This is a genomic window from Nonomuraea angiospora, assembly GCF_014873145.1.
Lineage (GTDB): Bacteria > Actinomycetota > Actinomycetes > Streptosporangiales > Streptosporangiaceae > Nonomuraea > Nonomuraea angiospora.
On sequence record NZ_JADBEK010000001.1, the window covers coordinates 1,982,087 to 1,999,348 of the forward strand.

Sequence of the window (17,262 nt, forward strand, 5' to 3'; positions counted from 1 at the left end):
GCTGTCCCCTCGGGCTCGCCCTGGAGTGACGGCTATCGCTGCGGTTTGCGGCCGGCGAGCGACCTCCAGCGGGCCCGCAGCGCGTGGGCGGCGGCCTTGGGCCGGCGGTCGCGGGTGAAGACGCCCTTCTTGTTGCCGTCCACGCGGTGGATGCCGTGGGAGGTCTGGAAGTCGGCGAAGTTCCACACGTGCTCGCCGACGAACGCCTCGATCCGGTCGAAGACGCGGTGGTTCATCTCGAGGTAGGCCTGCTGGTACTCCTCGGTCCACGGCGTGTCCCACACCGAGTGCAGGCCGGGCATGGTGTCGGCGCCGTACTCGCTCATCATGATCGGCTTGCCGAACCGGTCCGCCCAGCCGCGCAGGTCGTGCTCCAGGTAGGTCTCGGCCGTGGCCAGGTCGCCGGTGGCGACGTACCAGCCGTAGTAGCGGTTGATGCACAGCACGTCGAAGAGGTCGGCGATGCGGTCGTTGTCGTGCGTGGCGAAGAGCACCGCCGCGTAGCTCACCGGGCGGGTGGGGTCGAGCTCGCGGGTGAGCTCCACCAGCGGCTCGAAGTACTCGCGGGCCCCCTCCTCGTTGGAGGCCGGCTCGTTGGCGATGCACCACATGACGACGCTGGGATGGTTCTTGTCGCGGGCGACCAGCTCGCGGATCGCCTGGGCGTGCGCCTCGCGGGTGGCCTCGCCGAAGGTGTCCGGCGAGAAGGTGGGCCGGGGCGGGGCGCCGGTGAGCCCGGACGCGACGGCGAGGTTGAGGCCCACGGCGGCGGTCTCGTCGATGACGACGATGCCGTGCCGGTCGGCGAACTCCATCACCTCCTCCGCGTACGGGTAGTGCGAGGTGCGGAAGGAGTTGGCGCCGATCCAGTCCATGAGCTGGAAGTCGTGCACGAGATAGGCGTTGTCGTGGCCCTTGCCGCGCACCGGCGTGTCCTCGTGCCTGCCGAAGCCGGTGAAGTAGAACGGCTCGCCGTTGATGAGGAACTCGGTGCCGCGCACCTCCACCGTCCGCACGCCGAACGGCTGCGGGTAGAGGTCGCCGTCGATCTCGGCCACCAGCTCGTACAGATAGGGCGCGCCCGGCCGCCACAGGGTCACGTTCTCGATGCGTATGGTGCCGGTGGCGCCCTCGCCCGCCGCGACCTCCGCGCCGCCGGCGTCGAGCACCCGCACTCGGACCGGCACGGGCTCGCTCGTCTCCACCGCGTACTCCACCGTCCCGTCCATGGCGGTGACGATGGTGATGTCCTCGACGTGGACGGCGGGACGGCTGCAGAGCCACACCGAGCGGGCCAGGCCCGCGTAGTTGTAGAAGTCGTGCAGGTACGTCTGCCTGCGCCGCCCGTCGGCGGAGACGGTGATCGTGCCGGGCGGGATCGTCGTGCCGGTCAGCTCGTTGTTGACCCCGATGGTGAGGCGGAACTCCTGCCCCCCGCGTACGTGCTCGGTGATGTCGGCCTCGAAGGGCGTGTAGCCGCCCACGTGCTCGGCCACCAGCACGTCGTCGACGTAGACCCGGCCCTGGTGGGTGGCGGCGTCGACGCGCAGGACGACGCGCTCGCCGGCCCAGCCGCGCGGCACCCGCACCTGCCGCTGGTACCAGGCCCAGCCCACGTGGTCGCGGATCGCGCTGTCGGTGAACAGGTCGTTGTAGCTGGCCGGGACCGCCGCCTCCAGCGTGGTGTCGAGCGGGCCGGGGCCGCCGTCGAGGGCGAACCGCCAGAGCCCGTCGAGGTTGACCAGCTCGCGGGTGGGGGTGGAGCGCGGCTTCAGCATCAGATCTCCCCTCGGCGGGCGACCTCGCCCAGCCAGGCCAGGCTCGGCTTGGGGTGGCGCTCGAACGTCGTGCGGTCGACCGCGATGAGACCGAAGGTCGGCTCCCAGTGGCCCCACTCGAAGTTGTCCAGCGCGGTCCAGTGGAGGTAACCGCGCACGTCGATGCCGTCGTCCATGGCGGCGAACAGGTGGCCGAGGGCCTCGGAGGTGTAGGCGATCCGCCGGGTGTCGTCCGGGGTGGCGATGCCGTTCTCGGTGACGAGGACGGGCGTGCGGCCGGTCGCCTCCCAGGCGTGCCGGACGGCGATGCCGATGGCGTCGGGCCGGTAGGCGTTGCCGGTCATCGTGTTGTCCGGGTGCTGAGGGTGCGGGACGACGCCGTTCTCGTCGACGGCCTGGCTGGAGTAGGACTGCACGCCGATGAAGTCGTCGCCGCGGGCGGCCTCCAGGTAGAGGTCCTCGCGGACGTGACGCACCTCGCGCAGTTTGTCCTCGTTGCCCGGGGTCGCGGTGAGCGCTTGGCAGGCCACCGTCCAGCCGACGGCCGCCCCGGTGTGCTGCTTCAGGATCGCGCGGGCCGCGTGGTGGGCCTCGGCCAGCCGCTCGCCTATCTCCGGGTCGGGGTCGGGGAGCACCGGCCGCGCGGCGCCCTCGACGGTGGGGCTCATCCACTCCTCGGTGGACCGGTGGGTGGCCTGCGCGTCCCGGGCCATTCCGATCATGAGGGCGAGCATGTTGGGCTCGTTCATCGTGCACACCCACTCGACGCCGTCGAGGATGCTCGTGGCCTGCCGCACGTACGTCTGGAAGCGCTGGACGGCGTCGTCGGCGAGCCAGCTGAACCAGCGCGGGTTCGTGAAGTGGTGCAGCGTGATGACGGGGGTGAGACCCAGGTCGAGAGCGGTGTCGATCATCCGGCGGTAGTGGGCGAGCTCGGCTCTGGAGAACTCCCCGGGGACCGGCTCGACGCGGGCCCACTCGATGCCGAAGCGGTAGGCGTTGAGCCCGGCCTCGGCCAGCAGGCGCATGTCCTCGGCGAAGCGGTGGTAGCTGTCGACCGCGTCGCCGCTGCGCTGCATGCCGGGCATCGCCTGTTCGAGGGCCCACCAGTCGCTGTTGACGTTGTTGCCTTCCACCTGGTGCGGGGCGGTCGCCGCACCCCAGAGGAAACCGGAGGGGAGCTGGGGCATGGTTGAGTTCCTTGCTCGAGACCATGGGTGTCGGCGACACGCTAGCATGAAAACCGAATCGCGATACTAATTTGGAGGGGCGCCCATGATGGCATCCGGCAACCGCGGCCCGTACGCGAAGACGGCGGCGGTGCGCCGGCGCGTGCTCCAGGCCTGCGTGGACGCGTTCGGCGAGACCGGCTTCTACGGCGCCACCATGAAGGACATCGCCAAGCGCGCCGGCATCAGCCACACCGGGCTGCTGCACCACTTCCCCCGCAAGGAGGACCTGCTCCTGGGAGTGCTGGAGCTGCGTGACGAACGCGGCACCGAGTTCCTGGAGGCGGCCAAGGTGCTGGACCCGGCCGCCGACCCCGTCGAGACCCTGAAAGGCATGATCGCCGTCATCGTCGACAACGAGCTGCAGCCGGGGCTCATGGAGCTGCACTGCGTCGTGTCGGGCGAGGCGACCTCCCCCGACCACCCCGCGCACGCCTACTACGCCGACCGCTACCGCAACCTGCGCCGCTTCTACGCCGACACCTTCACCGCCCTGGCCGAACGCGACGGCCTGCGCCCGGCGATCGACCCCGAGACGCTGGCCACCATGACCATCTCCCTCATCAACGGCCTGCAGGCGCAGTGGCTCTTCGACCGCGACTCCGTGAAGGTCGAGTCGGCCATCCGCGAGTTCTTCCTCTCGGTCATTCCGGGGCTGCCCCGCGCGGCCCTGTCATGAGCGGACTTATTTAACGGCTGAAACTTTCAGGCGATCCCCTGCCTCCCCCGGGCCGGTCGTCGCAGGCAGGGACGTGGATCGGCGCCCCGCGCGGGCCGGGCGTGATCCTCGGCGCTTCTCCGGCCCGAGGCGGCTCTATAGCGTGTGGGGCGCTTCCCGCCCCGGATGGCCGGGGCCCGACCACGAGGTAGGTCATGAGGAGAAGGCTTCTCGCGCTCGGCGTCGCCGTGCTCGCGGCCGTCGCGTCGGTCCTGGTGTACGTCCAGTCCGCGTCCGCGGCCGCGGGCCTGCACGTCAGCGGCACGAAGATCGTCGAGGCCAACGGCCGCGAGTTCATCATGCGGGGCGTCAACCACCCCCACGTCTGGTACACCGGCCAGACCAGCTCGTTCGCCAACATCAAGGCGCTCGGCGCCAACACCGTGCGCGTCGTGCTCGGCAGCGGCAAGCGGTGGGGCCCGTCCACCGACGTCGCCAACGTCATCTCCCTGTGCAAGCAGAACAAGCTGATCTGCGTGCTGGAGGTGCACGACACCACCGGGTACGGCGAGGAGGGCGCCGCCGCCTCGCTGGACGAGGCGGCCGACTACTGGATCAGCCAGAAGAGCGCGCTCGCCGGCCAGGAGAACTACGTCGTCATCAACATCGGCAACGAGCCCATCGGCAACACCAACGCCGCCCAGTGGACCGCCGCCACCTCCAACGCGATCAAGAAGATGCGCAGCAACGGCTTCGAGCACCTGCTCATGGTCGACGCCCCCAACTGGGGCCAGGACTGGCAGTACGTCATGCGCGACAACGCCCAGACGATCCTCGACGCCGACACCCGGCACAACACCGTGCTGTCGATCCACATGTACGCCGTCTTCAACACCGCCGCCGGCATCGTCGACTACCTCAACCGGTTCCAGGCGAACGGGTGGCCGCTGGTCATCGGCGAGTTCGGCTGGCGCTTCAGCTCCAGCGAGGTCGACCACGAGACGATCCTGGCCGAGGCGCAGTCGCGCGGCCTCGGCTACCTCGGCTGGTCCTGGAGCGGCAACACCGACCCGATCCTCGACATGGCGACCGGCTTCGACCCCAACCAGCTCACCACCTGGGGCCAGCGGATCTTCAACGGCGCCAACGGCATCAAGGCGACCGCCAAGGAGGCCACGATCTACGGCGGTTCGCCCGGGACCCCCACTCCCACCCCCACTCCCACCCCCACACCCACCCCCACGCCTCCCTCCGGCGCCTGCTCGGCCACCTACCAGGTGACCGGCCAGTGGGGCGGCGGCTTCCAGGCCGAGGTCCGGGTCACCGCGGGCAGCTCGGCGATCAGCGGCTGGACGGTGACGTGGACCTTCGCCAACGGCCAGACCGTCACCAACGCCTGGAACGCGACGGTCACCAGCAGCGGGTCCAACGTGACCGCCCGCAACATGAGCTACAACGGCAGCCTCGGCGCCGGAGCCACCACGGCCTTCGGGTTCCTGGGCTCGTGGAACGGCAGCAACAGCGTCCCCACGCTGACCTGCGCCGCCCGCTGACGGGACAACGCGACAGCGGCCCGGGCCGGGCACACCGGCCCGGACCCCGCTTTCTTCAGCACCCGAAGTAAGGGAGAGCGAGTGGCCGGGAGGCCGAGAACCCGCGGGATCGTGCTCGACCGCATCCGGGCGGCGCGCACCATCAGCCGGATCGAGCTCGCCGCCGAGTCCGGGGTCACGCCCGCGACCATCACCCAGGTCGTCCGCGAGCTCATGGACCACGGGCTGGTCGTCGAGGTCGGGCGCGGGGCCTCGACCGGCGGCAAGCCCCGGACGCTGCTGCAGCTCAACCCGCGGGCCCGGTACGCGGTGGGCGTGCTGCTGGAACGCAACACCTGCGTCGTCGTCCTCGTCGACCTGACGGGCCGGCCGGTCGCGCGGACCTCGTTCCCCGGCACGGCGCTGCTGCCTCCCGGGCAGGGCCTCCCGCTGGTGGCCTCGCGCGTGAACGCCCTGCTCGACACCGCAGGAGTCGATCGCGGGAAGGTGCTCGGGGTGGGGCTGGCGACGTACGGACCGCAGGACCGGCGGGCGGGCGTGCTGCTGACCCACCAGCCGACCGCCGAATGGTTCGGGCACCCGGTCGCGCCGCGCCTGTCGGAGATCCTGGGCCTGCCGGTGCTGCTCGACAACGACGCGGCGGCCGCGGCGATCGGGGAGTACTGGCTGGGGGCGGTGGAGACGCCCGCGTTCGGGTGCCTCTACATGGCCAGCGGAATCGGCGGGGGCGTCGTCGTCGACGGCGAGCTGTACCGGGGCAGCTCCTCCAACGGCGTCGAGATCGGCCACATCACCGTCGACCTCGACGGGGGGCCGTGCGGCTGCGGCAACTACGGCTGCCTCGGCAACTACGCCGACCCCACCGCGGTGGTCAAGCAGGCGCTGGAGGCGCCGGGCCTCGGCCGGCGGCTGGGGCTCGACCCCGGCGACACCGACGTCATGGCCGCCTTCGGCCGCATCGCGACCGCGGCGCAGGCCGGGGACCCGGCGGCGCGTACCCTCATCGAGCGCTCCGCCCGCCACCTGGGCACCGCCGCCGTCACCATGACGGGCCTGTTCGACCTCGACACGATCGTGCTCGCCGGGCCCAGCCTCGCCGCGGCGGCCCCGATCTACCAGTCGGTCGTCCAGGAGGAGGTGCGGCGGCGCACCTTCGCCCGGCGCGCGCACCCGGTGCGGGTGGTCTCCTCGGTCAGCGGCTCGGACGCGGCCGCCATCGGCGGGGCCGTGCTCGTCCTCCAGGGCGAGCTGGCCGCCCTGGAGCTGCACCCCCTCGATTAATATGATTACTTTTTGGTGCAGGCGGATCGGCATGGCATGATTTCCGGCATGGAGGAGATCGGAAGGGCCGGCGCCCACGACCGCGTGGTCGTCAGTCTCGGCACGGCCATCGTCAACGGCGGCATCGGCCCGGACGAGGACCTCGACGTGGTGGCGCTGCAGGAGCGGTTCGGAGTGAGCCGGACGGCGGTGCGGGAGGCGCTGCGCGTGCTCGCCGCCAAGGGGCTGGTGGGCGCGCGGCCCCGGCGCGGCACGTTCGTCGCGCCGCGCGAGCAGTGGGCTCTGCTGGACACCGACGTGCTGCGCTGGCGCTTCGCCGCCGGGGTGGACGAGGTGTTCCTCGACGAGCTGGGCGAGGTGCGCCTGACGATCGAGCCCGCGGTGGCGCGCATGGCCGCGCTGCGGCGTACCGACCGGGACCTGGCGGCGCTGGAGGACGCTCTGACCGTCATGCGCGAGGCCGCCGGCCGGCCGACCGGCGACCAGGTCGAGGCCGACCTGGCCTTCCACCACGCCCTGCTGCGCGCGGCGCACAACGAGCTGATGGCCCGGATGGCGACCGCGATCGAGGCCGGGTTGCGGCTGCGTGACCAGTTCGTGCACGCGACCCTCACCAGCGAGTCCGCCGACAAGCACGCCGAGGTCCTGCTGGCCGTCCGCCGGCAGCGCCCGAAGGCGGCCGAGACCGCGATGCGAGCGCTCATCGAGCGCTCGATCGCGGACGTCGACATCGCCAAGAAGATCCACGCCGAACAGGCCGGCCACGAGCGTTAGCCGGCGGGGTTCCAGCCGTCGCCCCCGGCCAGGTACTTCTGGGGCGTGTAGTTCGCCGCCTGGGCGTCGCTGAGCTGCGGGCGGTTGGCGTTGGCGGTCGCGCCGGCGCCGTTGTTGCGATATTCGAGGAAACGGGCGTTCTTCCAGGAGTTGGAGGACATGTCCGTCCACGGCTGCCCGGTCGCGATCGTCGCGCTCAGCGTCGACTCCCGGTAGAGCACCTGCGCGTCGGGGCGCCACGGCCGTCCGAGGGTGGTGGTGTTGTTCGTGGCGCCGGTGACGCGCGACTTGTAGAACAGGAAGCCGTACGTCTTGGCCGCCGCCGTGCTGGCCGCGGTGACGGGGCCGCCCGTGCTGCGCTTCTCGTAGATGTCGCAGCTGTGGAAGACGATCGTGCCGCCGCCGAAGATGAAGTCGACGGTCCCCTCGACGTAGGAGTTCTTGACGTACGCGCGGGCCGAGTCGTTGACGAGCAGGGTGTCCTGGTCGCCCAGGATGCGGACGTTCGTCAGCGTGGTGCGGTCGCCGTCCAGCCGCAGCGCGACGGCCTGCGCGCCGCTGGGGACGGTGCTCTCGTCGAGGTCGTTGGAGAACGTCAGGTTGGTGGCGGCGGCGTCCCGTGCCGAGATCAGCGCGGTGTAGCTGCCGGAGGTGCCGTGGGTGTAGGCCGAGCGGTTGTTCACGATGAGGGTGTCCGACGGCGACGAGCCCAGGCCCTGCAGCGTCACGTACGGCTTGTTGACGGTGACGATCTCCCGGTAGGTGCCCGGCTTGATGGTGATCACCACCTGGCTGGTGTTGCCCGACGGCACCGCGTCGATCGCCGCCTGAACGGTCCGGTAGCGGCCGGTGCCGTCGGAGGCCACCGTCGGAGTGGCCGATCCGGAGACGGAGGTGAAGGACCACTGCATGCGGGCGACGTCGGAGCAGGTCTCCTGGACGATCGGGTTGTTGCCCGCCGTCGAGCCGTCCTTGTCGCTCACGCACAGGCCGGTCGCGACGCTCTTCACCAGGTACTTGCCGGAGGCGGCCGACGAGGGCGTGAAGGTCCACTGCTGGTTGGTCTTGCCGCCGTCGCCGCAGCCCCACTGCTGCAACTGGGTGCCGGAGACCGTCGAAGCACCCGGCACGTCGACACACCGGCCGCTGCCGCCGTTGACCAGGTTGAACGCGCTCCCCCGCGCCACCGCCCTGAACTGCTGATCGGCGGCGGAGGCGGCGCAGGCGGTCTGGACGAGCAGGGCGCCGTTGTCGGCCGAAGCGCCCGTCACCTGGACGCACTTGCCGCTCGCCCCGGACGCCAGCGTGTACACGACGCCGTCGGCCGGGGCCGCCGCCTGCGCCGGTCCGGTGGAGACGGTCAGGACGGTGACGGGCACCGCCAGCACGACCGCGATCTTCGCGGCGCGTGACGGTGCGTGGATGCCGTGGCGCATGGTCGGGTCCTTTCCTGAGGTGGGGGGTGCCCCGGGCCGGCGCCGGGGCCGGCCCGGGGCGTGGGTCACAGGCCGATGTTGGCCTGCGGGCCCGCGTAGGTGCGAAGGAGCGCCGGGACCTGCGCCGCGGGGTCCAGCGTGTAGGAGTAGAAGGAGGACGGCGTGAAGGCGGAGCCGCCGGTCTCCCGCTGGCCCGTCGAGTTGACCACGATGCTGCCGCTCTGGCGGAGCTCGGCGGCATCGTCCCTGTAGTAGGGGTCCTTGACGTTGTCGTAGTAGCTGTTCTCGATCACCATCTTGGTGGCGCCGCGCGAGTAGTTGCCGTAGCCGGTGATGTTCTGCAGGTAGTTGTTGTACAGGTGGGCGTAGGCGACGTTGTCGGTGCTGGGGTTGCGCTGGTTGTTGTCGTGGATCCAGTTGTGGTGGATCGTCATCCGCGCCGTGACGTTGTCGGTCCAGCCGATGCCGAACGCCTTGTTGTTCTCCGACAGAACGTTCCAGGACACGGTGAGGTAGCTGGTGTCCTTGCGGCTGTCGATCAGCCCGTCGTTCATCCGGGTGATCGTGTTGTGGTCGATCCAGACGTGGTGGGCGGTGTCGAGCTGGATGCCGTCGTAGTCGTACAGCTTGTCGTCGGGGTCGTCGTCGGCCATCCGGGTGTCGCGGATGGTCAGGTTGCGGATGATGACGTTGCTGACGCCGGAGCCGAGGAAGAAGCCGCCGTTGACGATGTGGCCCCGGGTGCCGACGCCGACGATGGTCTTGTTGGAGGCGACCTTGATCTCGGTGCCGTACGGCGTGACGGTGACGGCGCCGTTGACCTCGATGACGTACGGGTCGGCGGCGGTGGCGTACTTCACCAGGTCGGCATAGGTGGTGACGGTGACCGTGGGGCCGGCCGCGCCTCCGGTGGTGGTCGTCAGGCCGCTGCCGCTGGTGGCGGCGAACCCGTCGGCGTTGTCGGACCAGACCCGGCCGCCGGACGAGGTGGGGTTGACCGACCATTGCATGCGGGCCACGTCGGAGCAGGTCTCCTGGACGATGGGGTTGTTGCCCGCCGTGGAGCCGTCCTTGTCGCTCGCGCACAGCCCGGTGGCGACGCTCTTCACCAGGTACTTGCCAGAGGTGGCGGAGGGGGTGAAGGTCCACTGCTGGTTGGTCTTGCCGCCGTCGCCGCAGCCCCACTGCTGCAACTGCGTGCCCGGGACCGTGGACGCGCCCGGCACGTCGACACACCGGCCGCTGCCGCCGTTGACGAGGTTGAAGGCGCTCCCCCGGGCCACGGCCTTGAACTGCTGGCCGGCGGCCGAGGGAACACACGCGGTCTGGACGAGCAGGGCGCCGTTGTCAGCCGAGGAGCCCGTCACCTGGACGCACTTGCCGCTCGCCCCCGACGCCAGCGTGTACGAGGCGCCGTCGGCCGGGGCCGCCGCCTGCGCCGGTCCGGCGGAGGCCACCAGCGCGGTGGCGGTGACCAGGACGGCGGCCGCGGGGACGCCGATCGATCGGGTGCGGCCTTTGATGGTTGTGAGCAGATTCATTGATCGCATCCTCGAAGGTCGAGAGGAATCTCCGCTTCGGACGAATCAGCGCGCTTGACAAAATCGCCGCCCTCCGCGTCAGTGCGCTGAGGTTACGACCGCGTTTCCGATTACGTCAATCCATGAAACAAACAGGTGACACCTGGTCGAACCCCTGTTTTCAGCGACGCTGACGCCCTGTCAGCCCGGCCTTCCGGCGTTTTTCGCTGGTCATTGCAGGAGCCGTGGCGTCGCCCGGGCAGACCGTCATCCGAAAAATTTCGACGATTCGGCGGTGCGCCGTCCTGAAACTTTCCCCGGCCCCCGGAGGGCCTGCTCCGCAACTTTGGGGGCGTACCCTGGCATGTCACCCGTCGTCCATCCAGGGAGCACCGCTTGCGCAGCAATCCGGCCGATTTACGCCTGAGGGCCGCGACCGCGGTCTACCCGGCGGGCGTTCTGGCACCGCCGCCCCGCACCCTCATCGACGTCCTCGACGAGACCGCGCGCCGCCACCCGCACGCGCCGGCGATCGACGACGGCACCGTGGTCCTCGACTACCGTTCGCTGCGCACCGAGGTGGACCGGCTGGTCGCCGGGCTGGCCGAGGCCGGGGTCGGCCGCGGCTCCCGCGTCGGCGTGCGCCTCGCGTCGGGGACCGCCGAGCTGTACGTGTCCATCCTCGCCGTGCTCGCCGCCGGCGCCGCCTACGTGCCCGTCGACGCCGACGACCCGGCCGAACGCGCGGAGACCGTCTTCGCCGAGGCCGGCGTGGACGCGATCGTCTCCGGGGAGCTCACGGTGACCGGCACGCCGGACCGGGCTCCCGCGCCGCCCGAGCCGGGCGACGACGCGTGGATCATCTTCACCTCCGGCTCGACCGGCAAGCCGAAGGGCGTCGCGGTGACGCACCGCTCCGCCGCCGCGTTCGTGGACGCGGAAGCGGGGCTGTTCCTCCAGGAGCGGCCGCTCGGCCCCGGCGATCGGGTGCTGGCCGGGCTCTCGGTGGCCTTCGACGCCTCCTGCGAGGAGATGTGGCTGGCCTGGCGGCACGGCGCCTGCCTCGTGCCCGCGCCCAGAGCCCTGGTGCGCACCGGGATGGACCTGGGCCCGTGGCTGGCCGCCCACCGGATCACGGCCGTCTCGACCGTGCCCACGCTGGCCGCGCTCTGGCCGGCCGAGCACCTCGACGGCATCCGGCTGCTCATCTTCGGCGGCGAGGCCTGCCCGCCCGAGCTGGCCGAGCGGCTGGCCGTGCCGGGGCGCGAGGTGTGGAACACCTACGGCCCCACCGAGGCCACCGTGGTGGCCACGGCGGCGCCGCTCACCGGCGACGGCCCGGTCCGCATCGGCCTGCCCCTCGACGGATGGGACCTCGCGGTCGTGGACGGCTCGGGCGAGCCGGTGGCCATGGGCGAGACCGGCGAGCTGGTGATCGGCGGCGTCGGCCTGGCCCGCTACCTGGACCCGGCCAAGGACGCCGAGAAGTACGCGCCGCTGCCCTCGCTGGGCTGGCCGCGCGCCTACCGCAGCGGCGACCTCGTACGCGCCGAGCCCGAGGGCCTCGTCTTCGCCGGCCGGGCCGACGACCAGGTGAAGCTGGGCGGCCGCCGGATCGAGCTGGGCGAGGTGGACGCCGCGCTGCAGGCGCTGCCCGGGGTCGCGGGCGCGGCCGCCGCCGTCCGCACCGCCGGCGGCGGCCACCAGGTGCTCGTCGGCTACCTCGTCACCGAGCCCGGCTTCGACCTCGGGCAGGCGCGCGAACGGCTCGCGGACACGCTGCCCGCGGCCCTGGTGCCGCGTCTGGCGCCGGTCGACTCGCTGCCCACGAGGACCTCGGGGAAGATCGACCGGGCGGCGCTGCCCTGGCCGCTGACCGAGCCGGCCGCCGCGCAGGTCGCGCTGAGCCCGGCCGAGGCGCGGCTGGCCGGCCACTGGACCGCGGTCCTCGGCGTGCCGCCGAGCGGCCCCGACGCCGACTTCTTCACCGACGGCGGCACCAGCCTGGCCGCGGCCCGGCTGGTGTCGGTCCTGCGCGCCGACCATCCGGACGTGGCCGTGGGCGACGTGTACGCCCAGCCGACGCTCGGCGGGCTGGCCCGGCTGCTGTCCGGCAGGGGCGAGGCCGAGCCGGACCGGCCGCCGGTGACCCCGATGCCCGGGCGGGCCGCGCTGGCCGAGTCGGCGCTCATGGTCGTGCTGCTGAGCGCCGGCGCGGTGCGCTGGATCGTGCTGCTCGCCGCGCTCGGCAACCTGCTCGCGCCCCCGTGGGCCCCGGCGTTGTCGTGGTGGTGGGTGGCGCTGGGCGCGCTGCTGTTCGTCACCCCCGCGGGGCGGATGGGCCTGTCCGCGGGCGTGGCCCGGCTGGTGCTGCGCGGCGTGCGGCCCGGCGCCTACCCGCGCGGTGGCGGCGTGCATCTGCGGGTGTGGTTCGCCGAGCGGTTCGCCGAGCGGCTCGGCGTGCCCGACCTGGCCGGGGCGCCGTACATGGCGTGGTACGCCCGGCTGCTCGGCGCCCAGGTGGGCGCCGACGCCGACCTGCACTCGCCGCCGCCCGTCACGGGGCTGCTCAAGCTCGGCAGGGGCGCCTCGGTCGAGCAGGAGGTCGATCTCAGCGGCTACTGGTACGACGGCGACCTGCTGCGCGTCGGCGAGATCCGGATCGGCGCGGGCGCGACCGTCGGCTCCCGCTCGACGCTGCTGCCCGGCACCAGGATCGGGAAGAACGCCCAGATCGCTCCCGGATCGGCGGTCGCCGGCACCGTACCGGCGGGACAGCACTGGGCCGGCGCGCCGGCGTTCCGGCAGGGCAAGTCCCGCCGCTCGCGCCCGGCGGAGCGGCCCGCCCGCTCCCGCTTCTGGGCCGCCGTGTACGGCGTGAGCGCCATGGTGCTCAGCCTGCTCCCCGCCGTCGCGGCCGCGGCCGGGCTCGCGGTCCTGGCCGCGTTCGCCGGCGACGCGTCCACGATCGGTGCCGCCCTGGCCGCCGCCCTGCCGGGCGTGCCGGCCGCGACCCTCGCGGGCATGGCGGCCTTCGCCCTGGTCACGCTGGTCAGCGTGCGGCTGCTCGGGCTGGGCCTGCACGCGGGCCGCCATCCGGTGCACAGCCGCCAGGCGTGGCAGGCGTGGGCGACCGGAAGGCTGATGGCCTCGGCGCGGGTCTGGCTGTTCCCCCTGTACGCCAGCGTCCTGACGCCCGTGTGGCTGCGGGCGCTCGGCATGAAGGTGGGCCGCGGCGTCGAGCTGTCCACGGTGCTGGCGCTGCCCACGATGACGTCCGTCGGCGACGGCGCGTTCCTGGCCGACGACACGATGGTGGCCCCGTACGAGCTGGACGGCGGGTGGATGCGCATCGCCTCCGCGCGGATCGGCAAGCGCGCCTTCCTCGGCAACTCGGGGATGACCGCGCCCGGCCGCAAGGTGCCCAAGGACGGCCTGGTCGGCGTGCTGTCGGCGACGCCGAAGAAGGCCAGGTCCGGCTCGTCGTACGTGGGCATGCCGCCCATGGAGCTGCGCCGCACCGCCGAGGACGCCGACCGCAGCCGCACCTACGACCCGCCCGCCCGGTACAAGGCCGCCAGGGCGCTGGTCGAGGCGTTCCGCGTCGTGCCCGCGATGTGCGCGGTCGCGCTCGCGGTCCTGGTGGCCGCCGCGTTCGAGTGGCTGGCGGCGAGCCACGGCTTCGCCCTGACGCTCGCGCTGGGCGGCGTGGTGCTGCTGGTCGCGGGCGTGGCCGCCGCCCTGGTCGCGACGGCCGCCAAATGGGCGCTGGTCGGGCGGATCCGGGCGGGCAGCCAGCCGCTGTGGAGTTCGTTCGTGTGGCGCAACGAGCTGGCGGACAACTTCGTGGAGGTGCTGGCGGCGCCGTGGTTCGCGCAGCCGTGGCTGGGGACCGCGCCGCTGAACGTGTGGCTGCGTTCGCTCGGGGCGCGTATCGGGCATGGGGTCACCTGTGACACGTACTGGCTGCCGGAGGCGGATCTGGTGACCCTGGGTGATGGCGCCTGCGTCAACCGGGGCTGCGTCCTGCAGACCCACCTGTTCCACGACCGGGTCATGAACATGGACACCGTGACCCTCGACGCGGGCGCGACGCTGGGCCCGCACGGCGTGGTGCTGCCCGCCGCGCGGGTGGGCGCCGACGCCACGATCGGGCCGGCCTCGCTCGTCATGCGGGGGGAGTCGGTGCCCGGCCGTACGCGCTGGTTCGGCAACCCCATCTCGGCGTGGCGATGACCCCGTACTTCGCCGGGCACGGCGACCACCGCTACATGGTGTCGCGCTACGACCTGGCGCTGAAGTACCGGTTGGCGAACAACCGGCTCGAGGGCACGGCCCTGCTCACGGTGACGGCCGCCGAACCCCTCAGCGTGCTCGACCTGGACCTCGGCCGCTTCCGGGTCGAAGGCGTCACCGTGGACGGCATTCCCGCCCGCCACGCGCACGGCCAGGGCAAGCTGCGGATCACGCTGCCCTGGTCGCTGGCCGCGGGCGCCGTCGCCGGGGTCGAGGTCCGCTACGCGGGCAGACCGGTGCCGGTGGCCAGCCCGTGGGGCGGGCTGGGCTGGGAGGAGCTGTCCGACGGCGCGCTGGTCGCCGGGCAGCCCATCGGCGCGCCGTCCTGGTTCCCGTGCAACGACCGGCCCGGGGACAAGGCGACGTACCGGATCTCCGTGACGACCGCGTCGCCGTACCGGGTCATCGCGAACGGGGTGCTCACCGAGCAGCGCCGCGCGGGCGGGAACACGACCTGGGTCTACGACCAGGCCGAGCCCATGGCGAGCTATCTGGCCAGCGTGCAGATCGGGCGCTACCGGGTCGCGGAGGTCGCGGGCACCCAGGTGGCGCATCCGGCGCGCCTGGCCACCCGCATCCGGCACGACTTCGGCCGGCAGGGCGAGATGATGGCGGTCTTCACCGACCGGTTCGGGCCCTATCCGTTCGGCGGCTACGTCGTCGTCGTGACCGATGACGAGCTGGACATCCCGGTCGAGGCGCAGGGCATGTCGATCTTCGGCAGGAACCACGTGGACGGGCGGCGCGGGTTCGAGCGGCTGGTGGCGCACGAGCTGGCGCACCAGTGGTTCGGCAACAGCCTCACGTTGTCGCGCTGGAGCGACATCTGGCTGCAGGAGGGGTTCGCCACCTACGCCGAATGGCTCTGGTCGGAGGCCTCAGGCGGGCAGCCCGCCGCCGCCCACGCCCGGCGCTGGCACCAGCGCCTCACCGCCCTCCCGCAGGACTTCGTGCTGACCGACCCCGGGGTGGGCACGCTGTTCGACGACCGCGTCTACAAGCGGGGGGCGCTGACCGTGCACGCGCTGCGCCGGACGCTGGGCGACGAGGTCTTCTTCCCCATGCTGCGCGACTGGACGGCGGGGCGGCGGCACGCGAACGTCACCACCCCGGACTTCGCCGCGCACGTCCAGCGGCACGCCGGCCGGCCGGTGGGGCCGCTGCTGGCGGCCTGGCTGCACGACAAGCCCCTGCCCCCGCTCCCCTGACGGGCTCCCCGCGTCCTTCCGGGACCTTCCGGGACCTTCCGGGACCGATGATCAGGCTGTGCTCTACGACCTGTAGAGTAAGCGCGATAATCGGACGAAAGGGTGGATTGTGCTGCGCTGGTTTCGACTCGTGGCGGTGGCCGAGGCGTGCTCGTGGGCGGGGCTGCTGGTCGGGATGTTCTTCAAGCACGTGACCCAGACCGGCGAGCTCGGCGTGAAGGTGTTCGGGCCGATCCACGGCGCGCTGTTCGTGCTGTACGCGGCCGGGGTGATCCTCTCGGCGCGGGAGGCGGGCTGGAGCCGGGGCGCCGTGGTGCTGGGCCTGGTGTGCGCGGTGCCGCCGTTCACCTCGGTGTGGTTCGAGCGGCGGATGGCGGCGCGTACGGCGGCCGGGCAGCTCGCCTGACCGCCGGCGGCGTCCGTCACTCTCCCGGCGCCGTGCATCGGTGGCCGGTGCGGCCGTCGCCGGCCGCCATCTCGTCACGGCGCAGGGAGTGGTGGGTGGGGCCGTGCGGGTCGGCGCAGTGCTGCACGAGCCGGCGCAGGGCGCCGTCGTCGTCGAAGGCGTGGCTGCCGGGCGAGGCGTGGTCGACCTGCAAGGTGGTGTGCATGATGCCGGGGCCCTCCCGGAGCAGGCACTCGGCCGCCAGGCGCGCGGCGTGGCAGTCGGCGCCGGGGGTGACCAGCACGTGCGCCGACAGGGCGGCGTACCCGGAGGTGACCTCCCAGATGTGCAGGTCGTGCACCTCGACCACGGTGTCCAGGGCGGCGATCTGGCGGCCGACCTCGGCGGGGTTCACCTCGGCCGGGGCGGCCTCCATGAACACCCGTCCGGCGGCCCGCACCAGGCCCCATCCCGCCTTGGACATCAGAGCGGCGACCATCAACGCGGCGATGGCGTCGGCGCGGGCCCAGCCCGTGAGCCAGACGATTACGCCGGCCAGCGTGGTGGCGATGAAGGCGTACAGGTCGTTGAGGATGTGCTGGAAGGCGCCCTCGACGTTGAGGCTGGAGCGGTCGGCCCGGGACAGCAGCCAGGTGGCGGCCACGTTCACGGCGATGCCGGCCAGCCCGGTGACCACCACGAACAGCCCCTCGACGTGCGGCGGCTCGATCAGGCGGCGGACGCCCTCGACGGTGAAGTAGGCCGCGAGCAGCAACAGGGTGATGCCGTTGGCCTGGGCGGAGATGATCTCGGCGCGCTTTAGGCCATAGGTGAAACCGTCGCGCGGCGGACGGGCCGCGATGCGCATCGCGACCAGCGCCAGCACGATCGCCATCGCGTCGGTGAGCATGTGGCCGGCATCGGAGATCAGCGCCAGCGACCCGGCGATCACCCCGATCACGACCTCGACGGCCATGAAGGCGGCGATCAGGGCGAGCGCGCCGCCGAGATGGCGCCGGTCCGCGTGCGCGCTGACGCCGTGCCCATGGCCGTGCCCGTGGTGCCCGTGGTTATCAGACATGCGCCGAGCTCCTTCCTCTCCTCGCTTCTACACATGAACATCTGATCAGGTGTTTAAACCGAA

Annotated in this window: 12 protein-coding genes; 7 read left to right on the forward strand and 5 right to left on the reverse strand. The window is 72.2% G+C overall.

The genetic code is table 11. The features are described from left to right. Window positions 1–32: 32 nt before the first annotated feature. On the reverse strand, window positions 33–1,778 hold the full coding sequence (gene uidA, locus H4W80_RS09065; protein ID WP_192784675.1) for a beta-glucuronidase: 1,746 nt from the start codon (window positions 1,776–1,778) through the stop codon (window positions 33–35). Beyond that, the gene (locus H4W80_RS09070) at window positions 1,778–2,968 is read right to left on the reverse strand and encodes a family 1 glycosylhydrolase (protein WP_192784676.1); all 1,191 of its coding nucleotides are present in this window, start codon (window positions 2,966–2,968) and stop codon (window positions 1,778–1,780) included. Before H4W80_RS09070 ends, uidA begins: the two co-directional genes overlap by 1 nt. Window positions 2,969–3,053: 85 nt before the next feature. On the opposite strand from H4W80_RS09070, the gene H4W80_RS09075 reads away from it, so the two are divergent. From H4W80_RS09075 to H4W80_RS09090, 4 genes are all read left to right on the forward strand, one after another. After that, the gene (locus H4W80_RS09075; RefSeq protein WP_192784677.1) at window positions 3,054–3,686 is read left to right on the forward strand and encodes a TetR/AcrR family transcriptional regulator; all 633 of its coding nucleotides are present in this window, start codon (window positions 3,054–3,056) and stop codon (window positions 3,684–3,686) included. A gap of 194 nt (window positions 3,687–3,880) precedes the next feature. Beyond that, the gene (locus tag H4W80_RS09080; protein ID WP_192784678.1) at window positions 3,881–5,218 is read left to right on the forward strand and encodes a cellulase family glycosylhydrolase; all 1,338 of its coding nucleotides are present in this window, start codon (window positions 3,881–3,883) and stop codon (window positions 5,216–5,218) included. Between the two features lie 81 nt (window positions 5,219–5,299). Beyond that, window positions 5,300–6,499 carry an ROK family transcriptional regulator gene (locus tag H4W80_RS09085; protein ID WP_192784679.1) on the forward strand — a complete coding sequence of 400 codons (1,200 nt, stop codon included), beginning with the start codon at window positions 5,300–5,302 and terminating at the stop codon, window positions 6,497–6,499. 48 nt (window positions 6,500–6,547) lie between these two features. Next, window positions 6,548–7,273: a FadR/GntR family transcriptional regulator gene (locus H4W80_RS09090; protein WP_192784680.1), complete on the forward strand. Its 726-nt coding sequence runs from the start codon at window positions 6,548–6,550 to the stop codon at window positions 7,271–7,273. On the opposite strand, the gene H4W80_RS09095 is transcribed toward H4W80_RS09090, so the two are convergent. Beyond that, on the reverse strand, window positions 7,270–8,709 hold the full coding sequence (locus H4W80_RS09095) for a pectinesterase family protein (RefSeq protein ID WP_192784681.1): 1,440 nt from the start codon (window positions 8,707–8,709) through the stop codon (window positions 7,270–7,272). The two genes, H4W80_RS09090 and H4W80_RS09095, sit on opposite strands and share 4 nt — an antisense overlap. A 65-nt stretch (window positions 8,710–8,774) precedes the next feature. Continuing rightward, window positions 8,775–10,250 carry an RICIN domain-containing protein gene (locus tag H4W80_RS09100; protein WP_192784682.1) on the reverse strand — a complete coding sequence of 492 codons (1,476 nt, stop codon included), beginning with the start codon at window positions 10,248–10,250 and terminating at the stop codon, window positions 8,775–8,777. A gap of 375 nt (window positions 10,251–10,625) precedes the next feature. On the opposite strand from H4W80_RS09100, the gene H4W80_RS09105 reads away from it, so the two are divergent. The 3 genes from H4W80_RS09105 to H4W80_RS09115 all read left to right on the forward strand — a co-directional run bounded on the left by H4W80_RS09105 (window position 10,626) and on the right by H4W80_RS09115 (window position 16,139). Next, window positions 10,626–14,465 (forward strand): Pls/PosA family non-ribosomal peptide synthetase, encoded by a 3,840-nt coding sequence (locus tag H4W80_RS09105; protein ID WP_192784683.1) that lies wholly within the window; start codon window positions 10,626–10,628, stop codon window positions 14,463–14,465. Then, window positions 14,462–15,733, forward strand: coding sequence for a M1 family metallopeptidase (locus H4W80_RS09110; protein WP_192793365.1), 1,272 nt, complete (start codon window positions 14,462–14,464; stop codon window positions 15,731–15,733). Before H4W80_RS09105 ends, H4W80_RS09110 begins: the two co-directional genes overlap by 4 nt. Window positions 15,734–15,842: 109 nt before the next feature. Next, window positions 15,843–16,139 carry a DUF3817 domain-containing protein gene (locus H4W80_RS09115; protein WP_318786770.1) on the forward strand — a complete coding sequence of 99 codons (297 nt, stop codon included), beginning with the start codon at window positions 15,843–15,845 and terminating at the stop codon, window positions 16,137–16,139. 16 nt (window positions 16,140–16,155) lie between these two features. Here H4W80_RS09115 and H4W80_RS09120 read toward each other — a convergent pair whose 3' ends face one another. Further along, entirely contained in the window at window positions 16,156–17,199 is a 1,044-nt protein-coding gene (locus H4W80_RS09120) for a cation diffusion facilitator family transporter (RefSeq protein WP_192784684.1), read from the reverse strand. Window positions 17,200–17,262 lie beyond the last annotated feature (63 nt).